The sequence below is a fragment of the Actinomadura opuntiae genome, from assembly GCF_030283205.1.
In the GTDB taxonomy this organism is placed as follows: domain Bacteria; phylum Actinomycetota; class Actinomycetes; order Streptosporangiales; family Streptosporangiaceae; genus Spirillospora.
On the sequence record NZ_JASNWF010000018.1, the window covers coordinates 15,824 to 30,113 of the forward strand.

Here is a 14,290-nt window from a genome sequence, read left to right on the forward strand (position 1 = left end):
CGGGGAGGCTCGCCTTCGGCGTCGCCTCCCCGCTCATGTCACGCGTTCGCGTGCCGGTTGAGGTCGTTTAGAACGGGGCGGGGACCAGGAGTTCGACGTTGCGGTCGGCGGGCTCGCCCCGGCGGTTCTCGGTGCGGTCCTGCCAGTCGTTGCCCGCCAGCTCGCGCGACAGCGACGCCAGATGGACGGGGTCGGCGAGGCGTCCGCCGTAGGAGGCGGGGCCGGCGGAGTCCAGGATCGTCGCGAAGATCGACAGGGTGCCGTCGCGGTTGTCGGCGAGTTCGACGATGCGGCTCTGCTGCGGGAAGTCGATGTGCGCGGCCGTGTTGACCTCCCAGAACCCGCCGCCGGCCTTGCGGGCGTGCGGGATGACCTGGTTGCGGTGCGTGTGCCCGTTCACCCACAGCACGACGTTCGGGTAGCGCAGCAGGAGTGCCTCGACCTCGTCGCCGAGGACGCGCCCGCCGCCGAGCGGGTTCGTCAGCGAGGCGATCGGGTGGTGGCTGAACAGGACGAACAGCCGGTCCTTGGCGGCGTGCCGGACGGTCGAGCCGTCGGGAGACAGGTAGCGGCTGCTGCCCGCTTTGAGCTGGGCTTCGAGCCACGCGAGCTGGGCCTTGTCGAGGGAGCCCTCGGAGTAGCCGTTCGGGTTGACGGTGTCGAGGACGAGCCCGCGGACGACGCCGCGGTCGAAGGCGTAGTAGGCCGTCCCGTCGCGGAGGTTGGCCTGGGTGAAGCCGTGGCCGTGCAGCGACGCCGACGTGCGGAAGTGCTCGGCGACGACCTCGGCGCGCGACAGCATCCGCCGGTTCGGGTCGGGGGTGACCTGGCGGAACAGGCCGCCCGCTCCGCCTTGCTCGCGGCTGAGCCGGACGAGTTCGGCGGCGTCGGCCTTCTGCATCATGCGGGCGAGGCGCTGCGCCTGCGCGTCGTCCGCCGGGGCGCCGATCTTGATGCCGCCGGTCGCGAGACCGGAGACGAGCGGGTTCACCGGCAGGTTGCCCTGGACGAGGCCGTCGTGGTTGCCGAAGGCGGCGAGCCACGGCATGGTCAGGCCGGTCGCCTGGAACGGGCGGCGCGCGGCGTCGATCAGGCCCTTGACGCGCGGGAACCCGTACTTCGCCATGGGGACGTCGGGCTGCGCGCCCGGCGGCGGTCCGTCCGGGTGCCAGAAGGCGCGGTCGTAGGACGCGAGGTCCATGACGCCCTCGTACCGGTTCGGGTCGCCGGAGTCGGGGCGGATCCGGCCGCCGTCGAGCAGGTCGATGATCCAGCGCAGCTCGTTGTACTGGACGTTGTCGGCGGCGTCGCCGGTGTTGATGGTGAACGACAGGCCGAGCCCGGTGGCGGGGCCGCGCCCGACCTTGTTGATCGCGCGGACCATCGCCTCGGCGACCTGGGTGGTGAGGATCTCCTGCGGCCGGTAGGCGCCCTCGACGGGCAGCATGCCGACCGCGTCCTTGAGCCGGTCGGCGAACTCCACCCGCGCCGGGGACTGCGCGTCGACGATGTGCACGTCGGTGAGCTGCCCGAACGCCAGGACGCCGCGCCGGGCGGCGGCCCGTCCCGGGGAGGCGGTGCCGCCGAGGTCGCGGCGGAGCAGGTGCGGCTCACCCGGCCCGGCGGTCACCGGCCGGTAGCCGCCGGCGCCCGGCCTCCCGAGCACGTAGGTGCGGTCGAGGGTGGTGCCGGCGGCGGGGCCGCGCAGCGGGGGCGCCGCGGCGGCGGCCGGGCGCGCGGGGAACGCGGCGAGTCCGGTGGTGGCGATCCCCGCGCCGAGGGCGGCGCCCTTCAGGACGCGGCGGCGGCTGATCTCAGGAGTCACACGCCGCATCAGACCATGCCGGCCAACGTGACATCAAGGGTCAGAGTGTCACAATCCGGCGCCCGTCCGGTCAGCCGCGGGTGTGGCCCTCCCCCGTCACGACGTACTTGGTCGAGGTCAGCTCCGGCAGCCCCATCGGCCCGCGCGCGTGCAGCTTCTGCGTGGAGATGCCGATCTCCGCGCCGAACCCGAACTCCTCGCCGTCGGTGAACCGCGTCGAGGCGTTCACCATCACCGCGGCCGAGTCGACCAGCGCGACGAACCGCTTCGCGGCCGGCTGCGACGTGGTCACGATCGCCTCGGTGTGGCCGGACCCGTACGTGCGGATGTGCGCGACGGCGTCCTCGAGGGAGTCGACGACGCGGGCCGCGATGTCCAGCGACAGGTACTCGGCGAACCAGTCGTCCTCGGTCGCCTCCACCACGTCGCCGCCGTACGAGCGGATCCGCTCGTCGCCGTGGACCGTGACCCCGGCCTCCTTGAGCGCTTCGAGCGCGCGCGGGACGAACGCGTCGGCGATGCCGGCGTGCACCAGGAACGTCTCGGCGGCGTTGCACACCGACGGGCGCTGCGTCTTGGCGTTCAGCAGGATGTCGACGGCCATGTCCACGTCGGCGGCGGCGTCCACGTACACCGCGCAGTTCCCGACGCCCGTCTCGATCACCGGGACGGTCGACTCCTCCACCACCGAGTTGATCAGCGACGCGCCGCCGCGCGGGATCAGCACGTCCACCAGCCCGCGCGCCCGCATCAGGTGCTTCACCGACTCCCGCGACGTGCCCGGGACGAGCTGCACCGCGTCCGCCGGCACCTCGGTCCGCGCCAGCGCCGCCTGCATCACCTGGACCAGCACCGTGTTGGAGTCGTGCGCCGACGACGAGCCGCGCAGCATCGCCACGTTCCCGCTCTTCAGGCAGAGCGCCGCGGCGTCGACCGTCACGTTCGGGCGGCCCTCGTAGATGATCCCGACCACGCCGAGCGGCACCCGGATCTGCCGCAGCTCCAGCCCGTTCGGCAGCACGCTCCCGCGCACCGACTCGCCCACCGGGTCGGGCAGCACCGCGACCTTGCGGACCGCGTCGGCGATCCTGCCGATGCGGTCCTCGTCCAGGCTCAGCCGGTCGATCATGTACTCCGACGTGCCGTTCTCGCGGGCCCGGGCGACGTCCGACTCGTTCGCCTTGACGATCTCCGGGGCCGCGGCGACCAGCGCGTCCGCGATCGTGTGCAGCGCCGCGTCCTTCGCCGCCCGCGGCAGCGGCGCCAGCCCGGACGCCGCCTCCCGGGCGCGCCGCGCCACCCGCAGGAACTCCTCGCGCTCGCTCATCGGCGCACTCCTCACTGCTCGGTCAGCATCACTGCTCGGTCAGGACGACCAGGTGGTCGCGATGGATGATCTCCCGCTCGTACTCGGCGCCCAGCTCGCGCGCCAGCCAGCGGGTCGAGCGCCCCATCAGCTCGGGGATCTCGGACGCGTCGTAGTGCACCAGGCCGCGCGCCACGACCCGGCCGGCGGGGTCGCACAGGTCGACGGGGTCGCCCGCCGCGAAGTCGCCCTCGACGCCCGTCACGCCGGCGGGCAGCAGCGACTTGCCGCGCAGCACCACCGCGTCCACGGCGCCGGCGTCGAGCGTGACGCGTCCCTGGCCGGTGGTGGCGTGCGCGAGCCATAGCTGCCGGGTGGACATCCGGCGGCCGTCCGCCGGGTGGAACAGCGTGCCGACCCCGTCGCCCGACAGCGCGTGCGCGGCGGACGCGGCGTTCGTCAGCACCACCGGGATCCCCGCGATCCGGGCCGCCTCCACCTTGGTGATCATCCCGCCGGTGCCGACCCGCCCGGACCCGCCGAGCTCGACCCGCGCGAGGTCGTCCGGGCCGTGCACGTCGGTGATGCGGCGGACGCCGGGACGGCGCGGGTCGCCGGTGTAGAGCGCGTCCACGTCCGAGAGCAGGACCAGCGCGTCCGCGCGGACCAGGTGCGCGACCAGCGCCGCGAGCCGGTCGTTGTCGCCGAACCGGATCTCGTCGGTCGCGACGGTGTCGTTCTCGTTCACGATCGGCAGGATCCCGAGCGTGATCAGCTGCTCAAGCGTGCGCTGCGCGTTGCGGTGGTGCGAGCGGCGGATCATGTCGTCGGCGGTGAGCAGCACCTGCCCGACCGTCACCCCGTACCGGGCGAACGAGGAGGTGTAGCGGGCGAACAGCAGGCCCTGCCCGACGCTCGCCGCGGCCTGCTGCGTCGCGAGGTCGCGCGGCCGTCGGACCAGCCCGAGCGGGCCGAGCCCCGCCGCGATCGCGCCGGACGACACGAACACGATCTCCGCGCCCCCGGCGCGGCGCGCGGCGAGCACGTCCACCAGCGCGTCGATGCGGTCCGCGTCGATCGTGCCCTGCGGGGTGGTCAGCGACGACGACCCCGCCTTCACCACGATCCGGCGGGCCTTGGCGATCGCCTCGCGCTCGCTCATGGACGCCTCTCTCCTCGGGGGTGCTGCGGTACTACAGGTAGCCGTCGAGACGGCGATCGGTGCCGCGGGGGCCGAGACCGGCCTCGCCTGCGGGGATCTCCGGCTCCCAGTCGAACACGATCGAGTCGTCCGGCGTGCCGATCAGCACCGTCGCGCCCGCGCTCGCCCCGGCCTCGGTCAGCGCGTTCTCCACGCCGAGCCGCGCCAGCCGGTCGGCCAGGTACCCGACGGCCTCCTCGTTGGCGAAGTCGGTCTGCCGCAGCCACCGCACCGGCTTCGCGCCGGTGATCAGGTAGGTGTTGTCGCCGAGGTCCTTCACCTCGAAGTCGGCGTCCCCGCCGACCGGCTCCGGCCGGATCACGATCCGGGTCGGCTCCGCCGGCGGCAGCGACGCCCGGTGCTCCTCGACCATCGCCGCCATCGCGAACGACAGCTCCCGCAGCCCCTCGTGGGAGGCCGCGGACACCTCGAACACCTTCAGCCCGCGCGCCTCGAACTCGGGACGGATCATCTCGGCGAGGTCGCGCGCGTCCGGCACGTCCACCTTGTTCAGCACCACGATGCGGGGGCGGTCCGACAGCGGCCGGTCGCCGAGGACCCGGTCGTAGGCCTGCAGCTCGCGCTCGATGACCTCGAAGTCGCTGACCGGGTCGCGGCCCGGCTCGGGCGTCGCGCAGTCCAGCACGTGCGCGAGCGTCGAGGACCGCTCGATGTGGCGCAGGAACTCCAGGCCGAGGCCGCGGCCCTCGCTGGCGCCCTCGATCAGCCCCGGCACGTCCGCGACGGTGAACGTGGTGTCCCCCGCCGAGACCACCCCGAGGTTCGGGACCAGCGTGGTGAACGGGTAGTCGGCGATCTTCGGCTTGGCCGCCGACAGCGCCGCGATCAGCGACGACTTGCCGGCGCTGGGGAAGCCGACGAGCGCGACGTCCGCGACGCTCTTCAGCTCCAGCACCACGTCGCGCTCCTCGCCCGGCTCGCCGAGCAGCGCGAAGCCGGGCGCCTTGCGCTTGGCCGAGGCCAGCGCCGCGTTGCCGAGCCCGCCGTGCCCGCCGCGCGCGATGACGAACCGGGTGCCCTCCCCGACCAGGTCGGCGAGGATCGTGTCGCCCTCCTTCACCACGGTGCCGTCCGGGACGGGCAGCACCACGTCCGCGCCGTCCGCGCCCGTGCGGTGCCCGCCCTGCCCGGGACGCCCGTTCGCCGCCTTGCGGTGCGGGCGCCGGTGGTACTCCAGCAGGCTCGCCGCGTTGGAGTCGACGACCAGCACGACGCTGCCGCCGCGCCCGCCGTTGGCCCCGTCCGGACCGCCGAGCGGCTTGAACTTCTCCCGGTGGATCGACGCGCAGCCGTTGCCCCCGGCGCCCGCGGCGACGTGCAGCACCACCCGGTCGACGAACTGCGCGCCCGAACCCGCTCCAGCGGCCACGGTGGATCCTCCTCGGTGTACGGCCCTGAACAGGGCGGCGGCCCATGAACAGGGCAAAGGGGCGGACCATCAGCGGTCCGCCCCTTGGAAAACGTCTGATGCAGGCGGACTACTCCGCCGGCGGGACGATGCTCACGGCGTTGCGGCCGCGGTACCGGCCGAACTGCACCGCGCCCGCGACCAGCGCGAACAGCGTGTCGTCGCCGCCGCGGCCGACGCCCGGGCCGGGGTGGAAGTGGGTGCCGCGCTGGCGGACGATGATCTCGCCGGCGTTGACGACCTGGCCGCCGAACCGCTTCACGCCCAGCCGCTGGGCGTTGGAGTCGCGACCGTTACGGCTGGACGATGCGCCCTTCTTGTGTGCCATGTGACCGCTCTCCCTTACTTCCCGGAGCCGATGCCGGTGATCTTGACCTCGGTGTACGGCTGACGGTGCCCCATCCGCCGCTTGTACCCGGTCTTGTTCCGGTAGTGCATGATGTTGATCTTCGGGCCCTTGACCGCGCCGAGGATCTCGGCGGTCACCTCGTACCCGGCGAGGTCGGCCGCCTTGCTGACGACGTTGTCGCCGTCCACGACCAGCAGGGCCTGAAGCTTGACGGTCGAGCCGACCTCGCCGGTCAGCTTGTCGACGGTCAGCACGTCGTCGACGGCGACCTTCTCCTGCCGACCGCCTGCGCGGACAATCGCGTACACCGCGGAAACCTCTCGTCTGCGCGCGCTTCCGGACTGAACCGGTCCCGCGCGTGGCTTACACCAGCCCCCGGATGGGGGCCTACCCCCGGCACCGGGCCGAGGGCGGCACGCCGGGGGCGGGCCCCTGGCGCTCTCTGCTCGTCCTCACCGGATCGGCGAGGTGCGCGCCGGACGAACCCCGGACGGTGCTCGCGGCGCTGTATCGGGTGGCGCGTCGTCAAACGCGCCGACCTCCGAGTGTACTGGACGCCCGGACCCCAAAGCGAACCTGCGCCGGCCCGGGGCCTCCCCCGGGCCGGCGCGGGATCACTCGCTGTCCGCCTGCGCCGTCGCGCGGCGGCGGGTGCGGCGGCGGCGCGGGGCCTCCTCGTCGCCGGACGCCGCGTCGGGACCGGCGCCGTTCTCGGACGCGGCCGGCACCGGGGCGGCGCCGTTCGCATCGGCCGGGACGTCGGCCGGCTCGTCGGCCAGCTCGTCGGCCGGAACGTCGACCGGCTCGTCGTCGAGGATGCCGGGCGAGGTGCCGGCGACCTCCTCGGCGGCGTCCGCCGCCTCGACCGCGGCCTGCGCCGGCGGCTCCTCGCCGTCGACCTCGGGCGGCGGGCCGGCGGGGCGCTTGGCGGGGCGGGACCTCTTCGGCCGCGACCGTGCCGGCTCGGGCCGCGCGGCCTCCGGCTCCTCGGCCGGGACGTCGGCCGGCTCGGCCGGCTCCTTCTTCGCCTCGTGCCGGGCCAGCTTGTCCTCGACGGCCTTCTCGACCTCGCCCTTGCGCTTGCGGCGGCGGCCGGACTCCTTGCCCGCGGCCTTCTCGGGCTTCAGCTCGACCGGGCTGAGGTGGACGTGGATGCCGCGGCCGTTGCACGACTCGCAGGTCTCCGAGAACGCCTCGACCAGGCCCTGGCCGACGCGCTTGCGCGTCATCTGGACCAGCCCGAGCGAGGTCACCTCGGCGACCTGGTGCTTGGTACGGTCCCGCGACAGGCACTCGACGAGGCGGCGCAGCACCAGGTCGCGGTTGCTCTCCAGCACCATGTCGATGAAGTCGATCACGATGATGCCGCCGATGTCGCGCAGCCGGAGCTGGCGGACGATCTCCTCGGCCGCCTCCAGGTTGTTGCGGGTGACGGTCTCCTCGAGGTTGCCGCCCTGCCCGGTGAACTTGCCGGTGTTGACGTCGATGACCGTCATCGCCTCGGTCTTGTCGATCACCAGCGAGCCGCCGGACGGCAGCCACACCTTGCGGTCGAGGGCCTTGGCGATCTGCTCGTCGATCCGGAACGCGCCCAGCACGTCCTGGTCGCCGGTCCAGCGCTCGACGCGGTCGGCGAGGTGCGGCGCGACGTACTCGACGTAGTCCGAGACGGTGTCCCAGGCGCCGTCGCCGGAGACGACGAGCTTGGCGAAGTCCTCGTTGAAGATGTCGCGGACGACCCGGATCGTCAGGTCGGGCTCGCCGTACAGCAGCGACGGCGCCGAGGCGGTCTTGACCTTCTTCTGGATGGTCTCCCACTGGGCGGCCAGGCGCGAGACGTCGCGGCCGAGCTCCTCCTCGGTGGCGCCCTCGGCGGCGGTGCGGACGATCACGCCCGCGTGCTCCGGCATGACCTTCTTCAGGATCGACTTCAGCCGGCTGCGCTCCTTGTCGGGCAGCTTGCGGCTGATGCCGGTCATCGAGCCGTCCGGCACGTACACCAGGTAGCGGCCGGGCAGCGAGACCTGGCTGGTCAGCCGGGCGCCCTTGTGGCCGAGCGGGTCCTTGGTGACCTGCACCAGCACCGACTGGCCGGACTTCAGCGCCGACTCGATCCGGCGCGGCTGGCCCACCAGGCCGGCGACGTCCCAGTTGACCTCGCCCGCGTACAGCACGGCGTTGCGGCCCTTGCCGATGTCGACGAACGCCGCCTCCATCGAGGGCAGCACGTTCTGCACCTTGCCGAGGTAGACGTTGCCCACGTACGACTGGTGCGTCGCGCGGTTGACGTAGTGCTCGACGAGGACGTCGTCCTCCAGGACGGCGATCTGCGTGCGGTCGCCCTCCTGCCGCACGACCATGACCCGCTCGACGGCCTCGCGGCGCGCCAGGAACTCGGCCTCGGTGATCACCGGCGGGCGGCGGCGGCCCTGCTCGCGGCCCTCGCGGCGGCGCTGCTTCTTGGCCTCCAGCCGGGTCGAGCCGCGCACGGACTGGACCTCGTCCTCGGCGGCGGCGCGCTCCTCGCGGGCGGTGCGCACGTGCACGACGGTGTTCGGCGGGTCGTCGGGGGTGCCGGCCTCGGTCTCGACGCCCGACCGGCGCCTGCGGCGGCGGCGCCGGCGGCTGCCGGCCGGGCCGCCCTCGCCGTCGTCGTCCTCGTCGTCGTGGTCGGCCTCGGCGGCCTGCTCTTCCTTGTCCTTTTCCTTGTCCTTGGCCTTGGCGGACTTGGACCGGCCCCTGGCGGGCTTGGCGGCCTCGGCGTCCTTGTCGGCCTCCTTGTCCGCGCCCTTGGCGGTGTCCTTGCCGGTGTCCTTGGAGGCGTCCTTGTCCCGGGCCTCGGGGGCCTCGGTCTCGTCGGCCTCGTCCTCGCCGCCCTCCTTGCCGCCGCGGCCGCGGCCCCGGCCGCCCCTGCGGCGGCGCCGGCGCGAGGGCCGGTCGTCGGAGTCGTCCTCGTCGGACGGGCCGTGGTCGCCCTCGTCCTCGCCGGTGTCCTGGTCCTGGTCGGCGGGTTCGGCCTTCGGCTCGGCGGCGCCCGGCGCCGGCGGCTCGGCCTTCGGCTGCGGCGGCTGGAACACGACCATGGGCGGCTGGAACGTCACGCCCGGGACGCCGACGCCGCTGGCGGGCTCGGCCTCCGACACCTGGCCGGCGTCCGGCTCGGCGCCGGCGACCGGGACGGAGGGCACCTCCGGAACCGACGGCACCGCCGGGACCCTCGGCGCCGCGGGCGGCGCGGAGGCGTCCTCCGCGGCGGCCTTCTCACTGGCGGCCGTGGTGCGGCGGGCGCGGGTACGGGTGCGGCGTGCGGGCTCGGCGGGGGCCTCGGCGGCGGGCTCACCGGCGGGCTCGGCGGCCGTGGGCTCGGCGTCCTGCGCGGGCTCGGCGGCGATCTCCGGGGACGTCTCGGCGCCCGTCGGAGGCACGGGCTCGGCGGTCTCGGCGGCCTTCGCGGCGCGGGTCCTGGTGCGGGTCCGGGTCGCCTTCTTCGCGGGCGGCTCGGCCGCGGGCTCCGGCTCGGCCGCCGGCTCCGAGGCCTCCGCGGGGGCCGCGGCGGCGGGGGACTCGGCCGCGGGCGCCTCCTCGACGTCGGGCGGCGGGCCGGCCGGGCGGCTCGCCCGGCGGCGCGGGCGCGACGTCACGCCCGAGGCCCTGCCATTGCGCGGACCCGTCTCCTGCGGGCCGCTCTCGGTGGCCGCGCTCCCAGGCGCGGCGCCGTCGGTCTGTTCATCGGTGCCTTCGGCGCTGGCCGCATCGGCTTCGTTATCAAGCATCCGGGCAATCTCCCGTCAGGCTCCCGGGCGCGACCGCTCGTTCCGCCAGGGGGCGGACCGGGCGGTGCGCCGCGCGGGAGCGCTCCGTCAGTCATCGGCGTCGTCACCGCCGGACGGTGGTCCGGTCGTGACGACGAAGTCGTCGGGGGTGCGCCCGTCGTCCCCTGCGGACCGGTTCCGTGTCGCCACGGCTTCGGTCTCACGATCAGGCGCTGACGGCATCCGCGCTCGCGGGGTCCCCGGGCCGCGGCCGCACGCCGCCGGCCGTTCCGGCGTCGTCGCCGGACGGCAGGCCGGTCTCCCGGTCCGGATCCAGAGGATCCGCGAGGCCACCGGTGGCCGCGTCCAGGGGCCCCTGCGCCAGCCTGGTCACCAGTGGCGGTGACGGCGGCGCGAGGTCGGCGACCTGGCGCAGTCCGGTGAGGATGTCGTCGGGTCGTACGGCGGGTGTGGAATGCCGAACAACCATTCGAAGTATCGCACAAGGGGCATCCGCCGCCTCCGCGGCGCGCCGGTCCAGCTCGCAGGAGGACACGGCAGCGCGCACGTCGAACCTGCGCCGCCCCTTCTTGGTGAGGCGCTCGACCTCGATCTCGCCGGCGGCCATGAAGGCGGCCACGGCAGCGGCCACGGCGTCGCGTGACACCCCGTCCAGCCGGATCCGCCATTCGGACGCCTCGAGCCGATCGGCGAACGCGGCGGGCCTGACCGCCGCGTCCCCGGCGCGTCCCGTCCCGGCCGGCACGACATCCAGGATGTCGAGCCCGGGGGGCAGGGCCGCGTCGAGATCGGCCCGTACCCGCGCAGGGTCGCGGGTCTCGGTGAGCCCGATCTCGAGGTATTCCGCCTCGCTGGCCACCCCTGTCGCCGCCGCACCCGCGTACGAGATCTTCGGGTGCGGGGTGAATCCGCCGCTGAACGCGACCGGGATCCCGGCGCGCCGTACGGCGCGTTCCACGGCCCGGGAAATGTCGCGGTGGCTCGTGAACCGCAGCCTGCCGCGCTTGGCATAGCGCACGCGCAGTCGCTGGATCACGGGGGCCGGCGCCGGACCCTCCGGCATGGGTGCCAGGGTTCTGGTCCTTCCTACTCGTGCCGAGTCGAAAAACAACGTCTCTCTATAGAGTACGGGTCGGCGGGCATCGTTGCGCCGGGCCCCGCCCCCGGAGCGGCCGCGCCCGCGCAGGCCACAAGCCCGAAAAGCCCGGTTTCACCGGGGGTTCGGGGCCGTCCGGGCCCGGTCAGACGACCGAAAGCGGCAACAGTTTCTTGCCCGTCGGACCAATCTGGATCTCCGTGCCCATGGTGGGGCACACACCGCAGTCATAGCAGGGGGTCCAGCGGCAGTCCTCGACCTCGGTCTCGTCGACGGCGTCCTGCCAGTCCTGCCAGAGCCACTCGCGGTCCAGGCCCGCGTCGAGGTGGTCCCAGGGCAGGACCTCGACCTCGTCGCGCTCCCGCACGGTGTACCAGTCCAGGTCGACGGGCTCGCCGGCCAGGGCCTCGCCGGCGCAGGCCGTCCAGCGCTCGTAGGAGAAGTGCTCGCTCCAGCCGTCGAACCGGCCGCCGTCCTCCCAGACGGCCCGGATGACCTTGCCGACGCGGCGGTCGCCGCGCGACAGCAGGCCCTCGACGATCGACGGCTGCCCGTCGTGGTAGCGCAGCCCGATCGCGCGGCCGTACTCCTTGTCGCCGCGCAGCTCGTCCTTGAGGGCCTTGAGGCGGCGGTCGACGGTCTCGTGGTCGCACTGCGCGGCCCACTGGAACGGGGTGTGCGGCTTCGGCACGAACCCGCCGATCGACACGGTGCAGCGGATGTCCCTGCGGCCGGTCGCCTCGCGGCCCGCCTGGATGACCCGCTTGGCCATGCCCGCGATCGCCAGGACGTCCTCGTCCTCCTCGGTGGGCAGCCCGCACATGAAGTACAGCTTGACCTGCCGCCAGCCGTTCTCGTAGGCGGTGGTGACGGTGCGGATCAGGTCGTCCTCGGTGACCATCTTGTTGATCACCTTGCGCATCCGCTCGGAGCCGCCCTCCGGCGCGAACGTCAGGCCGGACCGCCGGCCGCCGCGGGAGAACTCGTTGGCGAGCGTGATGTTGAAGGCGTCCACGCGGGTGGACGGCAGCGACAGCGAGGTGTTGGTGCCCTCGTAGCGGTCGGCGAGGCCCTTGGCGACCTCGCCGATCTCGCTGTGGTCGGCGCTGGACAGGCTGAGCAGCCCGACCTCCTGGAAGCCCGACTCCTTCAGCCCCTGGTCGACCATCGCGCCGATCGTGGTGATCGACCGCTCCCGCACCGGACGGGTGATCATCCCGGCCTGGCAGAACCGGCAGCCGCGGGTGCAGCCCCGGAAGATCTCCACGCTGAACCGCTCGTGCACCGTCTCGGCCAGCGGCACCAGCGGCTTCTTCGGGTACGGCCACTGGTCGAGGTCCATCACGGTGTGCTTCTCGACCCGCCACGGGACGCCCGGGCGGTTCGGCGCGACCCGCTGGATCCGGCCGTCGGGCAGGTACGTCACGTCGTAGAAGCGCGGCACGTACACCCCGCCGGACGCCGCGAGCCGCAGGAGCAGCTCGTCGCGGCCGCCGGGCGACCCCTCGCCCTTCCACTCGCGGATCACCTCGGTGATCGCCAGCGCGATCTCCTCGCCGTCGCCGAGCACGGCGGCGTCGACGAAGTCGGCGATCGGCTCGGGGTTGAACGCCGCGTGGCCGCCCGCGATCACGATCGGGTGCTGGTCGCCGCGGTCGGCCGCCTCCAGCGGGATGCCCGCGAGGTCCAGCGCCGTCAGCAGGTTGGTGTAGCCGAGCTCGGTGGAGAACGACACGCCGAACACGTCGAACGCGGCGACCGGGCGGTGCGCGTCCACGGTGAACTGCGGGATGCCGTGCTCGCGCATGACGGCCTCCATGTCGGGCCAGACCGAGTAGGTCCGCTCCGCCAGCACGCCGTCGCGCTCGTTCAGGATCTCGTAGAGGATCTGGACGCCCTGGTTGGGCAGCCCCACCTCGTAGGCGTCCGGGTACATCAGCGCCCACCGGACGTCCGCGCCGTCCCAGTCCTTGATCTGCGAGTTCAGCTCGCCGCCGACGTACTGAATCGGCTTCTGCACGCTCGGGAGCAGCGGCTCCAGGCGCGGGAAGAGCGACTCGACAGGCATGGCGATGTCCTCCGTGCTGCAGACGTGGGATGAACGCCCAGCCTACCGCCGCACCGCTAGTCGAACGGGCGGCGGCGGATGTGCACGGCCTGCAGCAGGCCGAAGGCGATCATGTTGGCGAACGTCGCGGAGCCGCCGTAGGACACGAACGGCAGCGGCAGCCCGGTGATCGGCATGATGCCGAGCGTCATGCCGACGTTCTCGAACGTCTGGAACGCCAGCCAGCACACCACGCCGGTCGCCACCAGCGTGCCGAACAGGTCGGCGGCCTGGGAGGCGATCCGCAGCCCGCGCCACAGCACGACGCCGAGCAGCAGGACGATCACGGCGGCGCCGACGAACCCCAGTTCCTCCCCCGCGACCGTGAAGATGAAGTCGGTCTGCTGCTCCGGCACGAAGTGCCCGCCGGTCTGCTGGCCCTCGAACAGGCCCTTGCCGAACGGCCCGCCCGAGCCGATCGCGATCCGCGCCTGCTGGGCGTTGTAGCCGGCGCCGCGCGGGTCCGCGGTCGGGTCCAGGAAGGCGGTGAACCGGTCGATCTGGTACTTCTTCAGCAGCCCGAGGAAGAACACCGCGGCCCCGGCCGCCGCCCCGCCGGCGACGAGCCCGACCAGCCAGCGCTTCTGCGCGCCGGAGACCGCCAGCATGCCGAGCACCACCGCGATGAACACCAGCGTGGTGCCGAGGTCGGGCTGCAGCATGATCAGCAGGCCGGGCACCCCGGCGAGCGCCAGCGCGAGCAGCACGTCCCGGCGGCCCGGGCCGATCTCCCCGTCCCGCGGCTCGCCGAGGATCATCGCCAGCAGCACCACCAGGCCGACCTTGGCGAACTCCGACGGCTGGATCTGGAACCCGCCGCCGAGGACGATCCACGAGTGCGAGCCGTTGATCGTCGAGCCGAGCGGGGTCAGCACGGCCAGCAGGCCGACGCAGGCCAGCGCGTACAGGATCGGGACGTAGGCGCGCAGCAGCCGGTAGTCCAGCACGGTGACGACGCCGCCCAGCACGAACCCGATGATCAGGTTGAGGACGTGCCGCTTCAGGAAGCCCTCGGGGTCGTCGCCGTGCTCGGCCGCGAGCTGGAACGTCGCCGAGCGCACCAGCAGCGCGCCGACCACCGACAGCACCAGCACGGTGATCGTCAGCGGCCAGTCCAGCTTGCGCAGGCCGGCGAGCCGGCCCTGCCAGAGGCTCCGGTCGCCGTAGCCGCCGACGGATCCGACTCCGGTGCTGTTCAGCATCG

General features: G+C 73.5%; 10 protein-coding genes. All 10 read right to left on the minus strand.

From position 1 onward, the window contains the following. Positions 1–67 precede the first annotated feature (67 nt). Entirely contained in the window at positions 68–1,825 is a 1,758-nt protein-coding gene (locus tag QP089_RS33780; RefSeq protein WP_285917230.1) for a TIGR03767 family metallophosphoesterase, read from the minus strand. Positions 1,826–1,895: 70 nt separating this feature from the next. Next, on the minus strand, positions 1,896–3,167 hold the full coding sequence (locus QP089_RS33785; RefSeq protein WP_285917231.1) for a glutamate-5-semialdehyde dehydrogenase: 1,272 nt from the start codon (positions 3,165–3,167) through the stop codon (positions 1,896–1,898). A gap of 13 nt (positions 3,168–3,180) precedes the next feature. Continuing rightward, positions 3,181–4,293, minus strand: a complete 1,113-nt coding sequence (gene proB / locus QP089_RS33790) for a glutamate 5-kinase (RefSeq protein WP_285917233.1) — start codon at positions 4,291–4,293, stop codon at positions 3,181–3,183. Between the two features lie 31 nt (positions 4,294–4,324). Continuing rightward, positions 4,325–5,722: a GTPase ObgE gene (obgE, locus tag QP089_RS33795; protein WP_285917235.1), complete on the minus strand. Its 1,398-nt coding sequence runs from the start codon at positions 5,720–5,722 to the stop codon at positions 4,325–4,327. A 109-nt stretch (positions 5,723–5,831) separates the two neighbouring features. After that, positions 5,832–6,089, minus strand: coding sequence for a 50S ribosomal protein L27 (gene rpmA / locus QP089_RS33800; RefSeq protein ID WP_151544591.1), 258 nt, complete (start codon positions 6,087–6,089; stop codon positions 5,832–5,834). A 14-nt stretch (positions 6,090–6,103) separates the two neighbouring features. Continuing rightward, positions 6,104–6,418: a 50S ribosomal protein L21 gene (rplU, locus tag QP089_RS33805; protein ID WP_285917237.1), complete on the minus strand. Its 315-nt coding sequence runs from the start codon at positions 6,416–6,418 to the stop codon at positions 6,104–6,106. A 306-nt stretch (positions 6,419–6,724) separates the two neighbouring features. After that, entirely contained in the window at positions 6,725–9,883 is a 3,159-nt protein-coding gene (locus QP089_RS33810) for an Rne/Rng family ribonuclease (protein WP_285917239.1), read from the minus strand. Positions 9,884–10,088: 205 nt separating this feature from the next. Further along, the gene (locus tag QP089_RS33815; protein WP_285917240.1) at positions 10,089–10,946 is read right to left on the minus strand and encodes a TIGR03936 family radical SAM-associated protein; all 858 of its coding nucleotides are present in this window, start codon (positions 10,944–10,946) and stop codon (positions 10,089–10,091) included. Positions 10,947–11,124: 178 nt separating this feature from the next. Further along, entirely contained in the window at positions 11,125–13,047 is a 1,923-nt protein-coding gene (locus tag QP089_RS33820) for a TIGR03960 family B12-binding radical SAM protein (RefSeq protein ID WP_285917242.1), read from the minus strand. A gap of 56 nt (positions 13,048–13,103) precedes the next feature. Further along, positions 13,104–14,288, minus strand: coding sequence for a rod shape-determining protein RodA (rodA, locus tag QP089_RS33825; RefSeq protein ID WP_285917244.1), 1,185 nt, complete (start codon positions 14,286–14,288; stop codon positions 13,104–13,106). Between the last annotated feature and the right edge of the window lie 2 nt (positions 14,289–14,290).

Bases quoted from the DNA above. Each gene is read 5' to 3' on its own strand.
- proB (WP_285917233.1), bottom strand. From the start codon at position 4,293: ATGAGCGAGCGCGAGGCGATCGCCAAGGCCCGCCGGATCGTGGTGAAG.
- QP089_RS33820 (WP_285917242.1), bottom strand. From the start codon at position 13,047: ATGCCTGTCGAGTCGCTCTTCCCGCGCCTGGAGCCGCTGCTCCCGAGC.
- rpmA (WP_151544591.1), bottom strand. From the start codon at position 6,089: ATGGCACACAAGAAGGGCGCATCGTCCAGCCGTAACGGTCGCGACTCC.
- rodA (WP_285917244.1), bottom strand. From the start codon at position 14,288: ATGCTGAACAGCACCGGAGTCGGATCCGTCGGCGGCTACGGCGACCGG.
- QP089_RS33810 (WP_285917239.1), bottom strand. From the start codon at position 9,883: ATGCTTGATAACGAAGCCGATGCGGCCAGCGCCGAAGGCACCGATGAA.
- QP089_RS33815 (WP_285917240.1), bottom strand. From the start codon at position 10,946: ATGCCGGAGGGTCCGGCGCCGGCCCCCGTGATCCAGCGACTGCGCGTG.